We start from the raw sequence: 19,346 nt of genomic DNA, 5'->3' as shown, positions 1-19,346 counted from the left end.
GTCCCGCGGCCGGGCGTTCCGGTTGCGGCGGGCCGGGCTTGGTCCGGCACCGCCGGACACGTTGCCGGGGGCTTCTCGCCGTTGCTGCGGGCACGAGATGCCGCCTGCAGCGGCACGAGCGGGGCGGCGCCCGGAGCTGCGGAGCCGGGGCACCGCCGTCGAACAACCCGTACTTCAGGGCCGCGTTGTCCGGAATTGTCGACGGGGCTGTAACACCGGGTTAGGGGCCGCCGCGGACGCGGGAACCTGCCGGGCATGAACTCCGACACTCCTCTCTCCCCGCGCCCCCTGCACCACCTCTCCGACGTCCGTCACCGTGTCATGACCGCACGTCAGCTGCGCGACCACGGTGTGTCCGGACCTGCCGCCGGGGAGCGCTGCCGCCCCGGCGGGCCCTGGCAGCAGCTGCTGCCCGGCGTCTTCCTGCTCCGCACGGGGCCCGCCACCAGCGAGGAGCGGCTGCACGCCGCCCTGCTGTACACGGTGCCGCGCACCCCCGGCTCGCCGGGCCCCGGCACCACCACCGCCGCGGCCCGGGAGGCGGCGGCCGGCCCGTACGGCCCCGCGATGATCACAGGGGCCGCGGCGCTGGCCCTGCACCGCTTCACGTCCGTGCCCCCGCTGCTGGCCCTCGACCACATCGACGTGCTCGTGCCGCGCACCCGCCGGCTGCGGACGACGGGCTTCGCCCGGATCGTGCGGGCCCACTCCCTGCCGCACCCGCAGCTGCTGACGGGCGTGCCCGTCGCGCCGGTGGCCCGGGCGGTCGCGGACGCGGTCGCGCAGCTGACCGACGCCTCCACGGTGCGCCGGCTGCTGGCCGAGGCGGTGCGCGGCGGGCACTGCGAAGCGGCTGCTGTCGTGAAGGAGTTGACGCAGGCGCGGCTGCTGGGCCGCTCCCACGTGGTGGACGCGGTGGACACGCTGCTGGCCGAGGGGCGGGCCGTCGCCGAGGGCCGGCTCTACGACCTGGTGCGCGACCACCAGCTGCCGGTGCCGCTGTGGAACGTGGACCTGAGGCTGCCCGGCGGCCCGCACCTGGGCCGGGTGGACGCGTTCTGGCCGGAGCACGGCGTGGCCGTGGAGATCGACGCGCGGACGCCCCGGCAGGACGACGAGGCGGTGTGGTCGGCGCAGTTCCGCAAGCGGGAGCACCTGGAGCGGCTCGGGATCATGGTCGTGCACGTCACGCCGAAGAAGCTGCGCGAGTCGCCGCAGCAGCAGGCCGCGGTGGTCCGTACCGCCCTGATGGCGTCGGCCGACCGCGACCCCGCCGCGTATCTGGTGGTGCTGCCCCGTTGAGGCCGTCTCAGCGGCGGGACAGCAGGAGTTCGGTGTTGCGGTCGGCGGGCGCGCCGCTGAGGGAGGTGTCGGATCCGGGGGCGTTGAAGGCGAGTTCGCGGTAGAGGGAGGCGAGACCGGTCTGGGAGAGGTCGCCGAAGTCGGTGCGGTAGGGGGCGGCGGACTCGATGAGGGTGGTGAAGAGCGAGACCGTCCCGTCGTGGTTGTCCGCGACCTCGATGACGCGCGCGAGCTGCGGGTAGTCGACGTGCGAGGCGGTGGCGATCTCCCAGAAGGTGCCGCGGGGGCGGATCCGGTTGCGGTGGCTGTGGCCGTTGATCCAGGCGAGGACGTTGCTGTGGTCCCGCAGGACGGCGATGAGCTCGTTGCCGTCGTGGCGGTCCTCGCCGGGTCTGGCGGGGTCGGGGGTGAGGTTGTCCATGCTCCAGCTGGGGTGGTGGCTGAAGACGAGCGCGTACTTGTCCTCGTAGCGCTTCAGGGTGCGCTCCAGCCAGCGCAGCTGACCGGTGCCGAGCGAGCCCTGGTAGTGGCCGCCGGGGTCGGTGGTGTCGAGGCTGATGCCGATGACCTTGTCGGAGATCTTGAAGGAGTAGTAGAGGTCGCCGGTGTCGAGGTTCTCGCGGGTGTAGCCGTGGCCGAGGGGGCCGCGGCCCTTGTGGCGCGGGTCGAGGTGGGCGGCGACGTACTGACGCGCTGTCAGCGGGACCCGCCGGGGGTCGGGCGTGACGGTGCGCATCTCCTTCTTGTGCTCCTTCAGCAGTTCCTCTATGCGCCGTCCCTTGGGGTCGACGCCCTTGGACTCGCCCTCCATCAGCCATTTGGCCTGGGCGGCGGAGACGATCTGCAGCTTCTTGTTCCCGGTCGCGGCCTCGGCGATGAAGCTGCCCGCGGCCGGGTAGCAGCCGCCGGAGAGGCCGTCGTGGTTGCCGTAGGTGGAGTACCAGGGGACGTTGAGGCCGGGGCTGTTGACCTGCCGGACGGCGGCGGCGAGGTAGCCGGGGATGCGCGGGAAGCCGGCCTGCTTGTCCTGGTCGCGCACGGCGCTCTCCGGCTGCCAGAACAGCTTCAGGCCGCTGTTCTGGACGCCCTCGTAGTGGCGCGGGTCACCGGTGTTGGGGGTCATGCGGCCGCCGCTCATGGCGGTCAGGAACCACTCCACCTCGATCTTGGCGTTCTCGTCGCCGTTGTCGCCGGTGGTGATGACGAAGGACAGCGGCGCGCCCGTCGCGGGGCCGTGCCGGAGCCGGTTGACGCGCTCGATGAGCGAGACGACGCCGGGCAGGGTCAGCGCCTCGTGCGGCCGCCACGCGCCGGGCTCGCCGGCCCGGAAGAACTCGTAGCGCAGCGGGTGCTGCACGTCCGTCAGGTGCAGGTCGGTGAACTGCACGAAGGACGCGAGCGTCGTGCGGCGGTCCTCGCGGCCGCGCTGGGGCTCGGCCAGCTCGGAGCGGACCTGCCGGGGCCAGCCGGGGCCGTCGCCGAGCCGCCGGTAGCCGCCGGTGCCGCGCGGGGCGGCGACCGACACGAGGGTGGTGCCGGCGCCGTTCGGGCCGTAGACGGACGCGGCCTCCGCGCCCGCGGAAGCGGCCGCCGCCGCTCCGGGCACCGGGTCGGCCGGCTGCGCCGCGGCGGGCAGGGGGTCGCCGCCCAGGGCCAGGCCGATGCCGGTGGCGGTGGTCACGGCGCCCGCTGCCGCGAGGAACGTACGGCGGTCGAGGCGGGCGTCTGCGGATCTGTCGGATCTGCGGTGCATAGCGGTCTCCCCGAGTGCGAACGCGAAGCGGGCTACGGGCTGCGGTGCGTGCCGGCAGCGATCCTTCCTACCGAGGATCGTTGGCAGCGGGGGTGACCTGGGCGTGAACGCGGCCGCAACGGCCGCCGCCGATCACCGCACATCGATCTTGGCGAATGCGAAGGGACATACAGCACTCGTCCCCTGGCGGGCTGACGCTCACTCAGCGTTCACCCTCGGGGGGAACACTGGGCAGGTTCTGGGGCCGCTGCTGTAGTCCGTTTGCCCTACAGCCTCTGAGCTGGGAGAACGCCCCTGACCGCTTCACGGCCTCCGTCACGCTTCCTCCCGAGTGGCGCATGGCGGGTTTACGCCATCCTTACCTTCCCGCTCCGACAACTCTCCCCAAACCCCCGTCACTTCCATAAAAGTGATCGGTCATCCGGCTCCGATTTCCGGACGTCCGCTGTTCAGCGGTGCCTTCACGTCAATTTCCAGCCAGGGATGGTCATGACCCCCGAATCCCGCACCCCCCGCTCCGGCGGATCCAGACGCACGGCTCGAATAGCCGTCGCGGCCTCCCTCGTGGCCGCGCTCTCGGCCGCGGGCGCCGTGCCCGCCTTCGCCGACGACCCGCTGCCCGCCCCGGGCCCGGTGAAGTCCCCGGCGGACAAGCTCGGTTCGCAGGACGCCGCCCTGCTCGCCGGCGCCAAGGCCGGCGGCGACAAGACGGTCACCATGATGATCGCCACTGCTCCCGGGCAGACCGGCCAGGTCACCGGCAAGCTCGGCGCCATCAAGGGCGCGTCCGTGGGCCGCACGGACGACAAGCTCGGCTACGTCCGGGCCACCGTGCCCACCGGCAAGGCCGACGCCGCCATCGCCGAGGCGCAGAAGCTGGGCTCGGTGCACGGCATCGACCTCAAGCAGAAGATCAAGCTGCCGGACCCGACGCCGCGCGCGGACGCGGCCGAGGGCGCCCGCGGCGCCAGGGCCGGCAGCTACCCCGGGCCCGGCAAGGACACCCCGGCGAAGAACCCCTACCAGCCGGCCTTCGAGACCGGCGCCGTGGACTTCGCCGAGGACCACCCGAAGGCCGACGGCCGCGGGGTCACCATCGGCATCCTGGACTCCGGCATCGACCTGGGCCACCCGGCGCTGCAGAAGACCACCACCGGCGAGCGCAAGATCACCGACTGGGTCACCGCGACCGACCCGCTCACCGACCAGGACGGCACCTGGCTGCCGATGACGTCCGACGTCTCCGGCCCGTCCTTCTCGTTCAACGGCCGCAGCTACACGGCGCCCGGCAACGGCGCCTACCAGGTCGCCCTCTTCCGGGAGAACGTGACCGCCGGCGGCGACATGAAGGGCGACCTCAACCGGGACGGCGACACCACCGACTCCTGGGCGGTCCTCTACGACAAGGCGAAGGGGACCGTCCGCGTCGACCTCGGCGACGACGGGAACTTCACCGACGACGAGGAGCTGAAGCCCTACAAGGACGGCTTCCAGGTCGGTTACTTCGGCAAGGACGACCCGAAGACGCCGATCGCCGAGCGCATCCCGTTCGTCGTGCAGATCCGCAAGGACGTGCCGATGGACCCCAAGGGCGGCGACTGGATCGGCAAGAAGGCCGACTTCGTCAACATCGGCGTCATCGAGTCCGAGCACGGCACGCACGTCGCGGGCATCACCGCGGCCAACGGCCTCTTCGGCGGGAAGATGAACGGCGCGGCGCCCGGCGCCAAGCTCGTCTCCTCCCGGGCCTGCACCTGGAGCGGCGGCTGCACCAACGTCGCCCTCACCGAGGGCATGATCGACCTCGTGGTCAACCGCGGCGTCGACATCGTCAACATGTCGATCGGCGGCCTGCCCGCGCTCAACGACGGCAACAACGCCCGCTCCGAGCTCTACACGCGCCTCATCGACACCTACGGCGTCCAGCTCGTGATCTCCGCGGGCAACAGCGGTCCCGGCGCCAACACCATCGGCGACCCCGGCCTGGCCGACAAGGTCATCAGCGTCGGCGCGTCCGTCTCCAAGGAGACCTGGGCGGCCAACTACGGCTCGGAGGTGAAGACCAAGTACGCGATGATGCCCTTCTCCTCCCGCGGCCCGCGCGAGGACGGCGGCTTCACTCCGACGATCACCGCCCCGGGCGCGTCCATCAACACGACGCCGACCTGGGAGGCGGGCGCGCCCGTCAAGGAGGCCGGCTACGACCTGCCGCCCGGCTACGGCATGCTGCAGGGCACCTCGATGGCCTCCCCGCAGGCCGCCGGCGCCTCCGCGCTGCTGATCTCGGCCGCGAAGCAGAAGGCCATGAAGCTCACCCCGGCCGACCTGCGCACGGCGCTGACCAGCACCGCCAAGCAGATCAAGGGCGTGCAGGCCTACGAGCAGGGCGCGGGCCTGATCAACATCGAGGACGCGTGGGAGGCGCTCCGCCACCGCGCCACGGCCCACGACTACACCGTGAAGGCCCCCGTCTCCACCGCGCTGTCCGGTGCGCTGAAGACGCCGGGGTACGGCACCGGCATCTACGACCGCGAGGGCGGCCTGAAGACCGGCGAGACCCGTACGTACGACGTCACGATCACCCGCACCTCCGGGCCGGACAAGGCCGTGTGGCACGAGCTGAAGTGGCGCAACAACGACGGCACCTTCAAGATCGAGGGCGACGACGAGGTCAAGCTGCCGCTGAACAAGCCCGTGACCGTCAAGGTCAGGGCCAAGGCGAAGACGGCCGGCCTGCACAGCGCGATCCTCACCGTGGACGACGACCGCACCGAGGGCATCGACAAGCAGGTCCTCGCGACCGTCGTCGCCGCGGAGCCCGTCGCCGCCCCCTCGTACGTGGTCAAGAAGACCGCCACGGCCGTGCGCAACGCCTCCACCTCGTACTTCGTCAGCGTGCCGAAGGGCGCGAAGACGCTGGAGGTCGCGCTCGGCGGCCTGGCCAAGGACAGCCAGACGCGGTTCATCGCGATCAACCCGTACGGCGTGCCGGTCGACCCGACCTCGACCGTCAACTGCTACCCGAACTACCCGAACCCGGCCAACACGTGCCGCCCCGACCTGCGCAGCTACGCCAACCCGCTGCCGGGCGTCTGGGAGATCGAGGTCGAGTCGCGGCGCACCTCGCCGCTGCTGGAGAACCCGTACACCCTGACCGCGACCGCGCTCGGCGTCACCTTCGACCCGGCGACGCAGACGGTGCCCGAGGCGAAGATCGGCACCCCGGCGGCCGTGTCCTGGAAGGCCGTCAACGGCTTCGCGGCCCTGGACGGCAAGCTCAAGGGCGGCCAGCTCGGCTCCTCGAAGATCGCCCGTCCGGTGATCAAGGAGGGCGAGAAGCAGGTCACCAAGGTCACGCTCGGCGCGGGCGTCAGCCGCTTCGACGCCGCGATCGGCGGCACCGCGGACGCCAAGGCCGACCTCGACCTGACCGTCTACAAGGACGGCAAGGCCGTGGGCTCCTCCACCAGCGGCGGCTCCGACGAGCTCGTGAGCCTGACCAAGCCGGCGGCGGGCGAGTACACCATCGAGGTCACGGGCTACTCGGTGCCCGCGGGCTCGACCGCCTACGACTACCGCGACGTGTACTTCGCGCCCTCGCTGGGCGAGATCAAGGTCGGCGACGGTGCGGCGGTCAAGCTCGGCGCCGGGCAGTCCGCGCAGGTCACGGCGGAGGTCGTGGTCGCGGGGGCGGCTTCCGAGGGGCGGTCCTTCTTCGGTGACGTGCAGCTGGTCAACGCGGCCGGGACGGTCGCGGGGAACGGCAGCGTGAAGATCGAGAAGGTCACCGGCTAGCCGTACGCACAGAGGGGAGGGGCGGGCGCACGGTATGGGCGCCCGCCCCTCGCGCGCTTCGAGTGCCCTTTCTTGCACCTCTGGGCGCTCCTACCGTGGCCCGCCTTCCGGGAGCAGATTCGTACGCCGGGTGCGCTTATGCCCCATTCGATGCGGTCTGCGGACCTCGCCGTCGAAGGGACGGACACGCCATGGCACAGGACCCCCACTCCCCCGTCTCCAGCGAACCTCCGGCGGGCCTGCTGCCCGCCGACGGACAGCCCGTCTTCCAGCCGCCCGGCGCGGGCGAGGGCGGCGAGCCCGCCCCGGGCAGCTCGACGGGCACCGAGCCCGTCGAGGGCTACCGGCTCCCGGAGGCGCCCGAGGCCGCCGACGGCTTCGGCGGCCCCCTCCCCGACATCGGCGAGGCCTCCTTCGGGCCGCTGACCGGCCCCGAGACCGTCCACCCGCCGGACGACCGGGTGCAGATCACCAACACCTGCCTCTACCCCTGGCGCGTGCACTGCTTCCTGGAGATCACGGCCGCCGACGGCAGCGCCTGGCTCGGCACCGGCTGGTTCATCGGACCGCACACGATCGCCACCGCCGGGCACGTGGTCTTCATCAAGAACAGCGGTGTGCCCGGGCGGGACGGCTGGGTCCGCAGCATCAGGGTGTGGCCCGGGCGCAACGGCAGCACGATCTGCTACGGCCCGGTCGTCAGCACGAGCTTCCGGTCGGTGACCGGCTGGACGGCGAACGGCGACGAGAACTACGACTACGGCGCGATCATCCTGCCCACGGACCTGGGCGCGCAGACCGGCTGGTTCGGCTTCGGCGTCTGGTCCGACGCGGACCTGCTCCAGGTCACCGGCAACATCGCCGGCTATCCGGCCGACAAGCCGTACGCCACGCTCTGGTACGACGCGCGCCGCATCGACTCGGTGGGCCCGCGCAAGGTGTACTACGACATCGACACCTTCGGCGGGCAGAGCGGCAGCTCCGTCTACCGGATCATCGGCAACGACCGGTACGGGGTCGCCGTCCACGCGTACGGCGGGGCCCGGGTGAACTCCGGGACCCGGATCACCACGCCGGTCTACAACAACTTCGTGGCCTGGAAGGCGTGACCCGACCCGTATGACCGAGCGCTCATGAGCATCCCCTCCGCGCCCGCCGGCGTGATCCGCGGCACGGTCCGCGACGCCGCGGGCGCGCCCGTCGCCGGCGCCCGCGTGGCCCTCACCGGCGGGCCGGTGCCGGTGCCCGACATCGCGGCCGTCACCGGCGGCGACGGCCGCTTCGCGCTCACCGCCCCGGCCGCGGGCACCTACACCCTCGTGTGCCGCGGCGACGGCGGCACGGCGACCGCCCGGGTGCGGGTCCCCGCGGCCGCCGCCGCCCGCCCGGCCGAGGTCCGGGTGGAGCTGCGCCCGACCTGACGGCTCCCCGCACAAAGGATTGGACTTTTGGGGCGGGTCTCATCACATGATGGAACCGGCGCGCCCGGGCGGCTCGTCCCTGGCAGCAGGTTGCATGTGATGTACATGAGTAGGGAGCCCTCATGAGGATCGGAATCGTCGGAGCCACCGGGCAGGTCGGCGGAGTCATGCGCAAGATCCTCGCCGACCGGGCCTTCCCGGTCAGCGAGCTGCGCCTGTTCGCCTCGGCGCGCTCCGCCGGGTCCGTCCTCCCCTGGCAGGACAAGGAGATCACGGTCGAGGACGCCGCCACGGCCGACTACTCCGGCCTGGACATCGTGCTCTTCTCCGCCGGCGGCGCCACCTCGCGGGCCCTGGCCGAGAAGGTCGCCGGACAGGGCGCCGTCGTGATCGACAACTCCTCGGCCTGGCGCATGGACCCCGAGGTGCCGCTGGTCGTCTCCGAGGTCAACCCGCACGCGGTCAAGGACCGCCCCAAGGGCATCATCGCCAACCCGAACTGCACCACGATGGCCGCGATGCCCGTGCTCCGCCCGCTGCACGAGGAGGCCGGCCTGACGGCCCTCGTCGCCACCACCTACCAGGCGGTGTCCGGCTCGGGTCTGGCCGGCGTCGCCGAGCTCGACGGCCAGGTCCGCGCGGTCGGCGAGCGGGCGCCCGAGCTCACCCACGACGGCGAGGCCGTCGCCTACCCCGAGCCCGGCGTCTACAAGCGCCCCATCGCCTACAACGTGCTCCCGATGGCCGGCTCGATCGTGGACGACGGCCGCTTCGAGACCGACGAGGAGCAGAAGCTCCGCAACGAGTCCCGCAAGATCCTGGAGATCCCGGGCCTGAAGGTCTCCGGCACCTGCGTCCGCGTCCCCGTCTTCTCCGGCCACTCCCTGCAGGTCAACGCCCGCTTCGAGCGCCCCATCGGCGTCGAGCGCGCCTACGAGCTGCTGAAGGACGCCCCGGGCGTCGAGCTCTCGGAGATCCCCACCCCGCTGCAGGCGGCCGGCAAGGACGCCTCCTACGTGGGCCGCATCCGCGTGGACGAGACCGTGGAGCACGGCCTCGCGCTCTTCCTCTCCAACGACAACCTCCGCAAGGGCGCCGCGCTGAACGCGGTGCAGATCGCGGAGCTGGTGGCGGCCGAGCTGCGCGGCTGACGCCGGCGGGCACCCCGTCCGGGGCCGGGCACCCTCCGGGGTGCCCGGCCCTTCGCGCTGGTCCGGTGACCTTGGAGCACCCCTCGTGGAAGGATGGCCGGAAAGTCGCGAAGTTAAGGAGATGCCCAGGTGCCTGGAACGAATCTGACCCGCGAAGAGGCGCAGCGGCGGGCGGCGCTGCTGACCGTCGACTCGTACGAGATCGACCTCGATCTGTCCGGCGCGCAGGAGGGGGGCACCTACCGCTCCGAGACCGTGGTGCGCTTCGACGCGGCCGAGGCGGGCGCGGAGACGTTCATCGATCTGGTGGCGCCCGCGGTGCACGAGGTCGTGCTGAACGGGACCCCGCTCGATGCGGCCGAGGTGTTCGCGGACAGCCGGATCGCGCTGACCGGCCTGGTCGCCGGCCGCAACGAGCTGCGGGTCGTCGCGGACTGCGCGTACACCAACACCGGTGAGGGCCTGCACCGCTTCGTCGACCCGGTCGACCAGCAGGCCTACCTCTACACGCAGTTCGAGGTGCCGGACGCGCGGCGTGTCTTCGCCTCGTTCGAGCAGCCCGACCTGAAGGCCGTGTTCACCTTCACCGTGAAGGCGCCCGAGGGCTGGACGGTCATCTCCAACTCGCCCACCCCCGAGCGGCCGGACGACAACGTCTGGCGCTTCGCGCCGACGCAGCGGATCTCCACGTACATCACGGCCCTGATCGCCGGCCCGTACCACAGCGTGCACAGCACGTACGAGAAGGACGGCCGCAGCATCCCGCTGGGCATCTACTGCCGTCCCTCGCTGGCCGAGTTCCTGGACGCGGACCACATCTTCGAGGTGACGCGGCAGGGCTTCGACTGGTTCGAGGAGAAGTTCGCCTACGCCTACCCGTTCCCCAAGTACGACCAGCTGTTCGTGCCGGAGTTCAACGCGGGCGCGATGGAGAACGCCGGTGCGGTCACCATCCGCGACCAGTACGTCTTCCGCTCGAAGGTGACGGACGCCGCGTACGAGACGCGGGCCGAGACCATCCTGCACGAGCTGGCCCACATGTGGTTCGGCGACCTGGTCACCATGGAGTGGTGGAACGACCTGTGGCTGAACGAGTCGTTCGCCACCTTCACCTCGATCGCCTGCCAGGCCTCCGCCCCCGGCTCGCGCTGGCCCCACGCGTGGACGACCTTCGCGAACTCCATGAAGACCTGGGCGTACCGGCAGGACCAGCTGCCCTCCACCCACCCGATCATGGCCGACATCCGCGACCTGGACGACGTGCTCGTCAACTTCGACGGGATCACCTACGCCAAGGGCGCGTCCGTGCTCAAGCAGCTCGTCGCCTACGTGGGCGAGGACGCGTTCTTCCGCGGCGTCCAGGCGTACTTCAAGGAGCACGCCTACAAGAACACGCGCCTCGCGGACCTGCTCGGCGCGCTGGAGAAGACCTCCGGCCGCGACCTGACCACGTGGTCGAAGCTGTGGCTGGAGACCGCCGGCATCAACGTCCTGCGCCCGGAGATCGAGACCGACGCGTCCGGCGTCATCACCTCCTTCGCCGTCCGCCAGGAGGCGCCCGCGCTGCCCGCCGGCGCCAAGGGCGAGCCGACGCTCCGGCCGCACCGGATCGCGATCGGCCTCTACGAGCTGCAGGGCGGCAAGCTCGTCCGCACCGAGCGCGTGGAGCTCGACGTCGACGGCGAGCTGACGCCCGTCGAAGCCCTCGCCGGCAAGGCCCGGCCGGCCGTCGTGCTGCTCAACGACGACGACCTGTCCTACGCCAAGGTCCGCCTCGACGACCAGTCGCTCGCGACCGTCACCGCCCACCTCGGCGACTTCACCGAGTCCCTGCCGCGCGCCCTGTGCTGGGCCTCCGCGTGGGACATGACCCGCGACGGCGAGCTCGCCGCCCGCGACTACCTCGCGCTCGTCCTCTCCGGCATCGCCAAGGAGTCCGACATCGGCGTCGTCCAGTCGCTGCAGCGGCAGGTCAAGCTCGCCCTCGACCTCTACGCCGCCCCCGAGTGGCGCGCCACCGGGCTCGCCCGGTGGACCGAGGCGACGCTCACGCACCTTCGGTCCGCCGAGCCCGGCAGCGACCACCAGCTCGCGTGGGCGCGGGCCTTCGCCGCCACGGCCCGCACGGACGAGCAGCTCGACCTGCTGCAGGGGCTCCTCGACGGCACCCGCACGATCGACGGCCTCGCCGTCGACACCGAGCTGCGCTGGGCCCTGCTGGGCCGCCTCGCGGCGACCGGCCGCGCGGACGAGGCCGCGATCGCGGCGGAGCTGGAGCGGGACCGGACCTCCGCCGGCGAGCGGTACGCGGCGGCGGCGCGGGCCTCCCGGCCCACGGCCGAGGCGAAGGACGCCGCGTGGAAGTCGGTCGTGGAGTCGGCCGCCCTGCCCAACGCCGTGCAGGAAGCCGTCATCGGCGGCTTCGTCCAGTCGGACCAGCGGGAGCTGCTCGCGCCGTACGCGGAGAAGTACTTCGCGGCGGTCAAGCCGGTGTGGGAGAGCCGCAGCCACGAGATCGCACAGCAGATCGCGGTCGGGCTGTACCCGGCGCTGCTCGTCTCCCAGGAGACGCTGGACGCGACGGACGCGTGGCTGTCCTCGGCCGAGCCGAACGCGGCGCTGCGGCGGCTGGTGATGGAGTCCCGCTCGGGCGTGGAGCGGGCGCTCCGGGCGCAGGCGGCAGACGCGGCCGCGGGCGCGGCGAGCTGACGCTCGCTGCGCGACGGTTCCCCCGTCCGGGGGAGGTGAGGGGTGCCGGGTGCGCACCCCTCACTTCCCGCCGCGGCGGCGATCAGCCGAAGCGGCGGTATCCGGCGGTGCCGGGCGTCCTCCGGACCGGGATCGGGTCAAGGGTGCGGCGCACCCTTGGAACCGCCGCGACGGCGAGAAACCACCGCGGCGCGGTCCGGCGGTGCCGTACGGGCTCAGCCGAGTCCGGCACCGCCGGTCAACGCCGTTGTGGCTGATCGCCGCCGCGGCGGGGTCAAGGGTGCAGGCGCCCTTGACCCCTGGCCCGTCCGGAGGACGTACGGCACCGCCGGACCGCGCCGTTTCGGCTGATCGCCGCCGCGGCGGAATCAAGGGTGCGCCGCACCCTTGACCCCTGGCCCGTCCGGAGGACGTACGGCACCGCCGGACCGCGCCGTTTTGGCTGATCGCCGCCGCGGCGGGGTCAAGGGTGCGCCGCACCCTTGACCCGGTGGCCTCAGGCCTGCTCCGCGCGCGCCGCGCGTCGGGCCAGGAGCGCCGCGCGGCGCTCGTCGAACTTTGTCGCCTGGTCGTCCAGGCCGCTCATGAACAGGCCCAGTTCCTCCTGGGCGCGGAGGCCGTCCGGGCCCAGGCCCGTGATGTCCAGGACCTTCAGGAAGCGCAGCACCGGCTGCAGGACGTCGTCGTGGTGGATGCGCAGGTTGTAGATGCCCCCGATGGCCATCTGCGCGGCCGCCCGCTCGAAGCCGGGGATGCCGTGCCCCGGCATCCGGAAGCCCACGACGACGTCGCGGACCGCGGCCATCGTCTGGTCCGGGGCCAGCTCGAACGCCTTCCCGAGCAGGTTGCGGTAGAAGACCATGTGGAGGTTCTCGTCCGTGGCGATGCGGGCGAGCATCCGGTCGCAGACCGGGTCACCGGAGTGGCGGCCGGTGTTGCGGTGCGAGATCCGCGTGGCGAGCTCCTGGAAGGCGACGTACGCCACCGAGTGCAGCATGCTGTGCCGGTTGTCGGATTCGAAGCCCTCGCTCATGTGGGACATCCGGAACCGCTCCAGGGCGACGGGGTCGACGGCCCGCGAGGTGAGCAGGTAGTCCCGCATGACGATGCCGTGGCGTCCCTCCTCGGCCGTCCAGCGGTGCACCCACGTGCCCCAGGCGCCGTCGCGGCCGAAGAGCTGGGCGATCTCGTGGTGGTAGCTGGGGAGGTTGTCCTCGGTGAGCAGGTTGACGACGAGCGCGGTGCGGCCGATGTCGGTGACCTTGGACTGCTCGGGGGCCCAGGCCTCCCCGCCCATGACGCCGTCGAAGTCGCGGCCCTGGCTCCAGGGCACGTACTCGTGGGGCATCCACTCCTTGGCGGCCTTCAGGTGCCGGTTGAGCTCGGTCTCGACGACCTCTTCGAGCGCGTACAGCAGGCGGCTGTCGCTCCACACGGCCCGGGCATGGTGGCGGAGGGGGGCGATGGTCACGGACAGCTCCAGGGGAAGGATCGTACTTACGGCTGCGTAGGTTACGACACCGTAGGTTAAGCGGGCCGTAAAGCGAAATCCCTCCTTCCGGAAATGAGGCCGGAAACACACGCGGGAACACACGCGCAAAAGCCCGGTGCCCCCGGTCCTGGAGAGGACCGGGGGCACCGGGCTGAAGCGGAAGGGCGGGGCGGCTAGCGCGTGCGCGGGTGGTGGGTGTCGACGGTGTGCGGGTTGTCCGAGTGCCTGGCGGCGACCATCGTCAGGCCGGCGATCACCAGGAAGAGGACGATCGGCGCGGCGACGTAGAGGCCGAGCGTGTTGATCACGCTCAGGCCCGGACCCGGGTCGTCACCGTCGTCGCGGGTGAGCGCGAACGCGGGGGACGACATCAGCAGCATCAGCAGCGTGCCGGCCGAGATGGCACCGGCTCGCACGGCGTTCTTGTTCTTAGTGCTCACGGCCTCAAGATATCGGGAGCATAAGAGCCCCGCGCGCCCGGGGGTGGGGCTAAGCCCCGGGCCAGGCCCCCGCTCGCGCTCCCACCTCGGCCATCAGGGCCCGCAGCCGGGGCGAGGCCATCAGCTCCTCCAGGGACAGCGGGCGCCCGCCGGGCCCGGCGACGGGCAGCCGCCAGTTGGGGTACTCGTCCCACGTGCCGGGGACGTTCTGCGGGCGGCGGTCCCCGACGGCGTCCGGCAGCCAGACGCCTATCAGGCGGGCGGGGGTGCGCAGCAGATAGCGGTGGACGGCGAGCACGAACGCCTCCACGTACTCCTCGCCGCGATCACCGCGCCGCCCCTCCGGCAGGAGCCCGAGCCGTTCGAAGAGCTCCAGCCACTCCCCCACCTCGCGGGCGTCCTCCCGCTGCTCCTCGGCGAGCGGCCGGGTGAGCAGCCCCAGCCGGTGGCGCAGGCCCACGTGGTCGCCGGTGAGCCGGGCGGCGGTGCTGGGCAGGTCGTGGGTGGTGGCGGTGGCCAGGCACCCGGCGCGCCACCGGCCGGGCGGCAGGGGCGGGGCCGGCTCGGCGGCGTAGTCCCGCTCGAACCAGAGCACCGACGTGCCGAGCACCCCGCGCTCGGCCAGTTCCTCCCGGACGCCGGGCTCGACCGTGCCCAGGTCCTCGCCGACGACCGTGGCGCCCGCGCGGTGCGCCTCCAGGGCGAGGACGCCGAGCATGGCCCCGGGGTCGTAGCGGACGTACGTGCCGCGCGTGGGTTCCGCGCCCTGCGGCACCCACCACAGCCGGAAGAGGCCCATGACGTGGTCGACGCGCAGGCCGCCGGCGTGCCGCAGGAGGCCGCGCAGCAGCTCGCGGTAGGGGCGGTAGCCGCTGGCCTCCAGGGCGTCGGGGCGCCAGGGCGGCAGGCCCCAGTCCTGGCCCCGGGGGCTGAAGGCGTCGGGCGGCGCGCCGACGGACATGCCGGCGGCGAAGGCGTCCTGCTGCGCCCAGGTGTCCGCGCCGGAGGGGTGGACGCCGACGGCGAGGTCGTGGACGAGGCCGACGCGCATGCCGGCGGCACGGGCGGCGCGCTGGGCGGCGGCGAGCTGCTCGTCGGTGAGCCAGGCGAGCCAGCGGTGGAAGCCGATGGGGCCGGCCAGCTCGGCGCGGGCGCGGGCGGTGGCGGCGGAGCGCGGGTCGGCGAGCCCGCCGGGCCACGAGCGCCAGTGGGGGCCGTGCACCTCGGCGAGGGCGTTCCAGGTGCAGTGGTCCTCCAGGGCGCGGCCCTGCTCGGTGACGAAGGCGTCGTAGGCGGCGCGGCGGGCGGGGGCGAGCGGCACGGAGCGGACGAGCTCCAGGGCGCGCCGCTTGAGCTCCCAGGTGGCGTCGCGGTCGATGAGCTCGCCCTTGTCGAGCACGGCGTCGCGCAGGGCGGCGGCCCGGCCGAGGAGCGCCCCGGCGCGCTCGCGCGTCTCGCCGGTGAGCAGGGCGAACTCGGGCACGTCCGTGACGCGCAGGTGGACGGGGTCGGGGAAGCGGCGGGACGAGGGCCGGTAGGGCGAGGGGTCGGTGGGGGCGCCGGCGGCGCCGGGCACAGCCGCGTGCAGGGGGTTGACCTGGACGAAGTCCGTGCCGAAGGCGCGGGCCGACCAGGCGGCGAGCGCGGTCAGGTCGCCCAGGTCGCCCATGCCCCAGGAGCGGGCGGACAGCAGGGAGTAGAGCTGGACGAGGAAGCCGTGGCCGCGGACGGGCGGGGCGGGCAGCCGGTCCGGGGCGACGATCAGGGGCGCGGCGGCGGAGCGGCCGTCGGGGGCGTGGGCGCGCAGCAGGTGCGTGCCGAGCGGGAGCGCGCCGGGAGGCCGGGTGCCGTCCAGGACCAGGACGGCGCCGTCCTCCGTCTCCACGCACGCCTCGGTGCCCTGCGGCAGCGCCGGGAGCGCGCCGCGCCCCGCGCGCACGACGACCGTGGCGGGCAGGAGTCTGCGCCGGTCCGCTTCCTCGCGCGCGGCGAGGGCCTCCCGCGCGGCGGCGGGCGTGGCGGCGTCGACGCCGAGCGCGGCGAGGACGGCGACGACGGTGTCCTCGGGCACCTCCACGGTCCGGCCGGGCGCGGGGGCGTAGGACGTCGCGATGCCGTGCAGTGCGGCGAGCCGCGCCCTGGCCGTGAGCACGTCGGCCATCACCACCTCCGCAGGTGTCCGTGCCGAAGGCCGTACCCGCCGCCGGGCGGCGGGACACCACTCGAATTTCCGTTCACCCGCGGACGTCGGGCTTTCGGCGTCGACGCGCCGGGCAATACAGGCACTTCGGTCAGGTGCGTTGACACGTTCAGCGGCTGGTGATGGGCTCGCCCCCGTCCGGAGTACCGCGAGGCGAGGGAGACGGCCGTGCACTTCCGGGGCAGCGACTCCTCACCCGGCGGCCACGGGCCCGTGCGCCCCCGCCGCGCCGGGGTGACCGTCCTGGCGGCGGCCCTGCTCAGCGGCCTGCTGGCGGGCGCGCCCGGGGCCTTTGCGGCGCCCGGCCCGGGTGATGCCGCCGCTGCCGCGCCCGACCCGCAGAGTGACGGCGCGCTGCCGCCGGTGTGGCCGCGGCCCCAGGCGGCGCGCGCGCTCGGCTCGTTCGTCCCGGCCGGTGACGAGGTCACGCTGATGACGGAGCCGGGCACGGACCCGTACGCGGTCGAGGCGCTGCGCGACGTGCTGCGCGCGGCGGGCGCCCGTACGGTCGTGGACGCGGCCCCCGGCGGGACGCCGCCCCCGAGCGGGCTGATCGTCTACGCGGGCGGGCGGGGCGCCGAGGAGGCGCTGCGGGCGCTGGGCGCGCCGGAGGCCGGGGACCTGCCGGCCGGAGGCTACCGGCTGGCGGCGGGTCAGGTGGCGGGCCGGCCGACGGCGGCGCTCGCGGGCGCGGGCGACGACGGGCTGTTCCACGCGGTGCAGACGCTGCGTCAGCTGGCGGTGGAGCGCGGCGGCACGAAGGGCTTCGCGGGGGCGGTGGTCCGCGACTGGCCGGGGACGGCGGTGCGGGGCCTGTCCGAGGGCTTCTACGGCGAGCCGTGGTCGCGCGAGCAGCGGCTGGCGCAGCTGGACTTCATGGGCCGCACCAAGCAGAACCGCTATCTGTACGCGCCGGGCGACGACCCGTACCGGCAGGCCCGCTGGCGCGCCGCCTACCCGGCGGCGCAGCGCGAGGAGTTCCGGGAGCTGGCCGAGCGGGCGCGCCGCAACCACGTGACGCTGGGCTGGGCGGTGGCTCCGGGACAGGCGATGTGCTTCTCGTCGGCGGAGGACCTGCGGGCGCTCAAGCGCAAGGTGGACGGCATGTGGGCGCTGGGCTTCCGGGCGTTCCAGCTGCAGTTCCAGGACGTGAGCTACAGCGAGTGGCACTGCGGGGCGGACGCGGACGCGTTCGGGTCGGGGCCGAAGGCGGCGGCGAAGGCGCAGGCGAAGGTGGCGGGCGCGCTGGCGGAGCACCTGGCGGCGAAGGGAGCGGAGGCGGCCCCGCTGTCGCTGCTGCCCACCGAGTACTACCAGGACGGGCGGACCGCGTTCCGGCGGGCACTCGCCGAGCGGCTCGACCCGCGCGTGGAGGTGGCGTGGACGGGCGTCGGGGTGGTGCCGAGGACCATCACGGGGAGCGAAATCGCCGACGCCCGTGCGGCGTTCGGGCACCCTCTGGTGACGATGGACAACTATCCGGTCAACGACTTCGCGCAGGACCGTATCTTCCTCGGCCCGTACACCGGCCGCGAGCCGGCCGTCGCGGCCGGCTCCGCCGCGCTGCTGGCCAACGCCTCGTCCCAGGCCGCGGTCTCGCGGATCCCGCTGTTCACGGCGGCCGACTACGCCTGGAACCCGCGCGGCTACCGCCCCCAGGAGTCGTGGCGGGCCGCGGTCGACGACCTGGCCGGGCCGGACGCGCGCACGCGGGAGGCGCTGCGGGCGCTGGCGGGCAACGACGCGTCGTCGGTGCTCGGCGGCGACGAGTCGGCGTACCTGCGCCCGCTGCTGGACGCCTTCTGGGCCGCCCTGTCGGGGACGGACGCGGCGGCGCGGGACGCGGCCGCGGACCGGCTGCGGTCGGCCTTCGGCACGATGCGGGACGCGCCGCGGCGCCTGTCGAAGGACTTCGGCGACGAGGTCGGCCCGTGGCTCGCGCAACTCGCGCGGCACGGCGAGGCGGGTGCGCGGGCGCTGGACATGCTGCTGGCGCAGGCGCGCGGCGACGGCGCGGAGGCCTGGCGGGCCCAGCTGGACGTGCAGCGGCTGCGCGAGCGGATCAAGGACAGCCCGGTGACGGTCGGCAAGGGCGTGCTCACGCCGTTCCTGGACAAGGCGCTGGCGCGCGCGAACGGCTGGACGGGCGTGGACCGGCCGGTGCGCTCGGCGGGCGCGGCGACCGACGGCGACCCGGCCACCGCGTTCACGGGCGCCGCGGGCGAGCCGCTGACCGTACGGCTGGACGGGCCGCGGCCGCTGACGGCCGTCACGGTGCTCACCGCCCCGGCGCCGGGCGCGCGCGGCACGGCCTGGGCGCACGACGCCGCCAAGGGCTGGCAGCCGCTGGGCGCGGTGTCCGACGGCGGCTGGACGCAGCTGCCGGGCAAGGGTCTGAAGGCGGACGCGCTGCGGGTGGTGTGGGACGGGGAAGGAGGGGCCCCGCCGCCCGTCCACGAGATCGCCCCCTGGTTCGCGGACACGCCCTCGGCGGACGTCGAGCTCACGCGGAGCGAGGCGGACGCCGAGCTCGGCGGGGCCCCGGCGGCGGTGGACGTACGGATGATCAACCGGCGGCCGGAGCAGGTGCGGGAGAAGCTCGTCGTGCGGGCGCCCGACGGCGTGCGGGTCACGGCCCCGGCCGAGGTGAGCGTGGCGCGCGGCGGCGTCGCCACGGCCCGGATCGAGCTGGCGGTCCCGGCGGGCGGCCCGGCCCGCACCTTCACCGTGCCGGTGCGCCTGGGCGACCAGGAGCGCACGCTGACCGTGCGGGCCTGGCCGCGGGCCGGCGGGCCGGACCTCGCGCGCGGTGCGGCTCTGAGCTCCCCGGGCGGGGACGTCCGGCAGCTGGAGCTGGCCCGCCCCGTACGGCTGGGGCGGCTGGTGCTGCACTGGCGGGAAGAGCGGGACGGGCGGGGCGGCGAGGAGGCCGCCGGCTACCGCGTCCAGGTGTCCGCGGACGGCCGCACCTGGCGCGAGGCCGCCCGGGGCGCGGGGGCCGGCGGGACGGAGACCGTGCGCATGGACGCACCGGACACCCGCTTCGTACGCCTCCACCCCCTGCAGGGTGCCCCCGGAACCCC

At 73.7% G+C, this 19,346-nt stretch carries 11 protein-coding genes; 7 read left to right on the top strand and 4 right to left on the bottom strand.

What is annotated here, in order from left to right; genetic code table 11:
• Positions 1-255: 255 nt before the first annotated feature.
• A complete protein-coding gene (locus tag ACSNOH_RS11255) occupies positions 256-1,302 on the top strand; it encodes a hypothetical protein (protein ID WP_436721107.1) in 1,047 nt (348 codons plus the stop codon).
• A gap of 7 nt (positions 1,303-1,309) precedes the next feature.
• On the opposite strand, the gene ACSNOH_RS11250 is transcribed toward ACSNOH_RS11255, so the two are convergent.
• Positions 1,310-3,055, bottom strand: coding sequence for a TIGR03767 family metallophosphoesterase (locus tag ACSNOH_RS11250; RefSeq protein WP_436721106.1), 1,746 nt, complete (start codon positions 3,053-3,055; stop codon positions 1,310-1,312).
• 489 nt (positions 3,056-3,544) lie between these two features.
• Between ACSNOH_RS11250 and ACSNOH_RS11245 the strand changes: the two genes are divergently transcribed.
• The 5 genes from ACSNOH_RS11245 (at position 3,545) to pepN (ending at position 12,131) form a co-directional block, all read left to right on the top strand.
• A complete protein-coding gene (locus tag ACSNOH_RS11245; protein ID WP_436721105.1) occupies positions 3,545-6,850 on the top strand; it encodes a S8 family serine peptidase in 3,306 nt (1,101 codons plus the stop codon).
• A 191-nt stretch (positions 6,851-7,041) separates the two neighbouring features.
• On the top strand, positions 7,042-7,959 hold the full coding sequence (locus tag ACSNOH_RS11240) for a trypsin-like serine peptidase (protein WP_436721104.1): 918 nt from the start codon (positions 7,042-7,044) through the stop codon (positions 7,957-7,959).
• 24 nt (positions 7,960-7,983) lie between these two features.
• Positions 7,984-8,271: a carboxypeptidase-like regulatory domain-containing protein gene (locus ACSNOH_RS11235; RefSeq protein ID WP_436721103.1), complete on the top strand. Its 288-nt coding sequence runs from the start codon at positions 7,984-7,986 to the stop codon at positions 8,269-8,271.
• Between the two features lie 122 nt (positions 8,272-8,393).
• Positions 8,394-9,422, top strand: a complete 1,029-nt coding sequence (locus ACSNOH_RS11230; protein WP_436721102.1) for an aspartate-semialdehyde dehydrogenase — start codon at positions 8,394-8,396, stop codon at positions 9,420-9,422.
• A 129-nt stretch (positions 9,423-9,551) separates the two neighbouring features.
• Positions 9,552-12,131, top strand: coding sequence for an aminopeptidase N (gene pepN, locus ACSNOH_RS11225; protein WP_436721101.1), 2,580 nt, complete (start codon positions 9,552-9,554; stop codon positions 12,129-12,131).
• A gap of 496 nt (positions 12,132-12,627) precedes the next feature.
• Here the strand turns inward: pepN and ACSNOH_RS11220 are convergent, their stop codons facing one another.
• The 3 genes from ACSNOH_RS11220 to malQ form a co-directional block, all read right to left on the bottom strand.
• Positions 12,628-13,602, bottom strand: coding sequence for an acyl-ACP desaturase (locus tag ACSNOH_RS11220; protein ID WP_436721100.1), 975 nt, complete (start codon positions 13,600-13,602; stop codon positions 12,628-12,630).
• Positions 13,603-13,796: 194 nt separating this feature from the next.
• Positions 13,797-14,003 (bottom strand): hypothetical protein, encoded by a 207-nt coding sequence (locus tag ACSNOH_RS11215; protein ID WP_078660181.1) that lies wholly within the window; start codon positions 14,001-14,003, stop codon positions 13,797-13,799.
• 109 nt (positions 14,004-14,112) lie between these two features.
• Complete coding sequence (gene malQ / locus ACSNOH_RS11210) at positions 14,113-16,224, bottom strand: 4-alpha-glucanotransferase (RefSeq protein WP_436721099.1); 2,112 nt, start codon at positions 16,222-16,224, stop codon at positions 14,113-14,115.
• A 207-nt stretch (positions 16,225-16,431) separates the two neighbouring features.
• Between malQ and ACSNOH_RS11205 the strand changes: the two genes are divergently transcribed.
• Positions 16,432-19,346: beta-N-acetylglucosaminidase domain-containing protein (locus tag ACSNOH_RS11205; RefSeq protein ID WP_436721098.1), on the top strand; the 2,915-nt coding region annotated here is incomplete at its 3' end.

The sequence above is a fragment of the Streptomyces sp. URMC 127 genome, assembly GCF_051386535.1.
In the GTDB taxonomy this organism is placed as follows: domain Bacteria; phylum Actinomycetota; class Actinomycetes; order Streptomycetales; family Streptomycetaceae; genus Streptomyces.
Note: the sequence above shows the minus strand (reverse complement) of the source record. Positions and strands in the feature narration are given on the sequence as shown.

Bases quoted from the DNA above. Each gene is read 5' to 3' on its own strand.
- ACSNOH_RS11235 (WP_436721103.1), top strand. From the start codon at position 7,984: ATGAGCATCCCCTCCGCGCCCGCCGGCGTGATCCGCGGCACGGTCCGC.
- ACSNOH_RS11230 (WP_436721102.1), top strand. From the start codon at position 8,394: ATGAGGATCGGAATCGTCGGAGCCACCGGGCAGGTCGGCGGAGTCATG.
- malQ (WP_436721099.1), bottom strand. From the start codon at position 16,224: ATGGCCGACGTGCTCACGGCCAGGGCGCGGCTCGCCGCACTGCACGGC.
- ACSNOH_RS11255 (WP_436721107.1), top strand. From the start codon at position 256: ATGAACTCCGACACTCCTCTCTCCCCGCGCCCCCTGCACCACCTCTCC.
- ACSNOH_RS11245 (WP_436721105.1), top strand. From the start codon at position 3,545: ATGACCCCCGAATCCCGCACCCCCCGCTCCGGCGGATCCAGACGCACG.
- ACSNOH_RS11215 (WP_078660181.1), bottom strand. From the start codon at position 14,003: ATGCTGCTGATGTCGTCCCCCGCGTTCGCGCTCACCCGCGACGACGGT.
- ACSNOH_RS11240 (WP_436721104.1), top strand. From the start codon at position 7,042: ATGGCACAGGACCCCCACTCCCCCGTCTCCAGCGAACCTCCGGCGGGC.
- ACSNOH_RS11250 (WP_436721106.1), bottom strand. From the start codon at position 3,055: ATGCACCGCAGATCCGACAGATCCGCAGACGCCCGCCTCGACCGCCGT.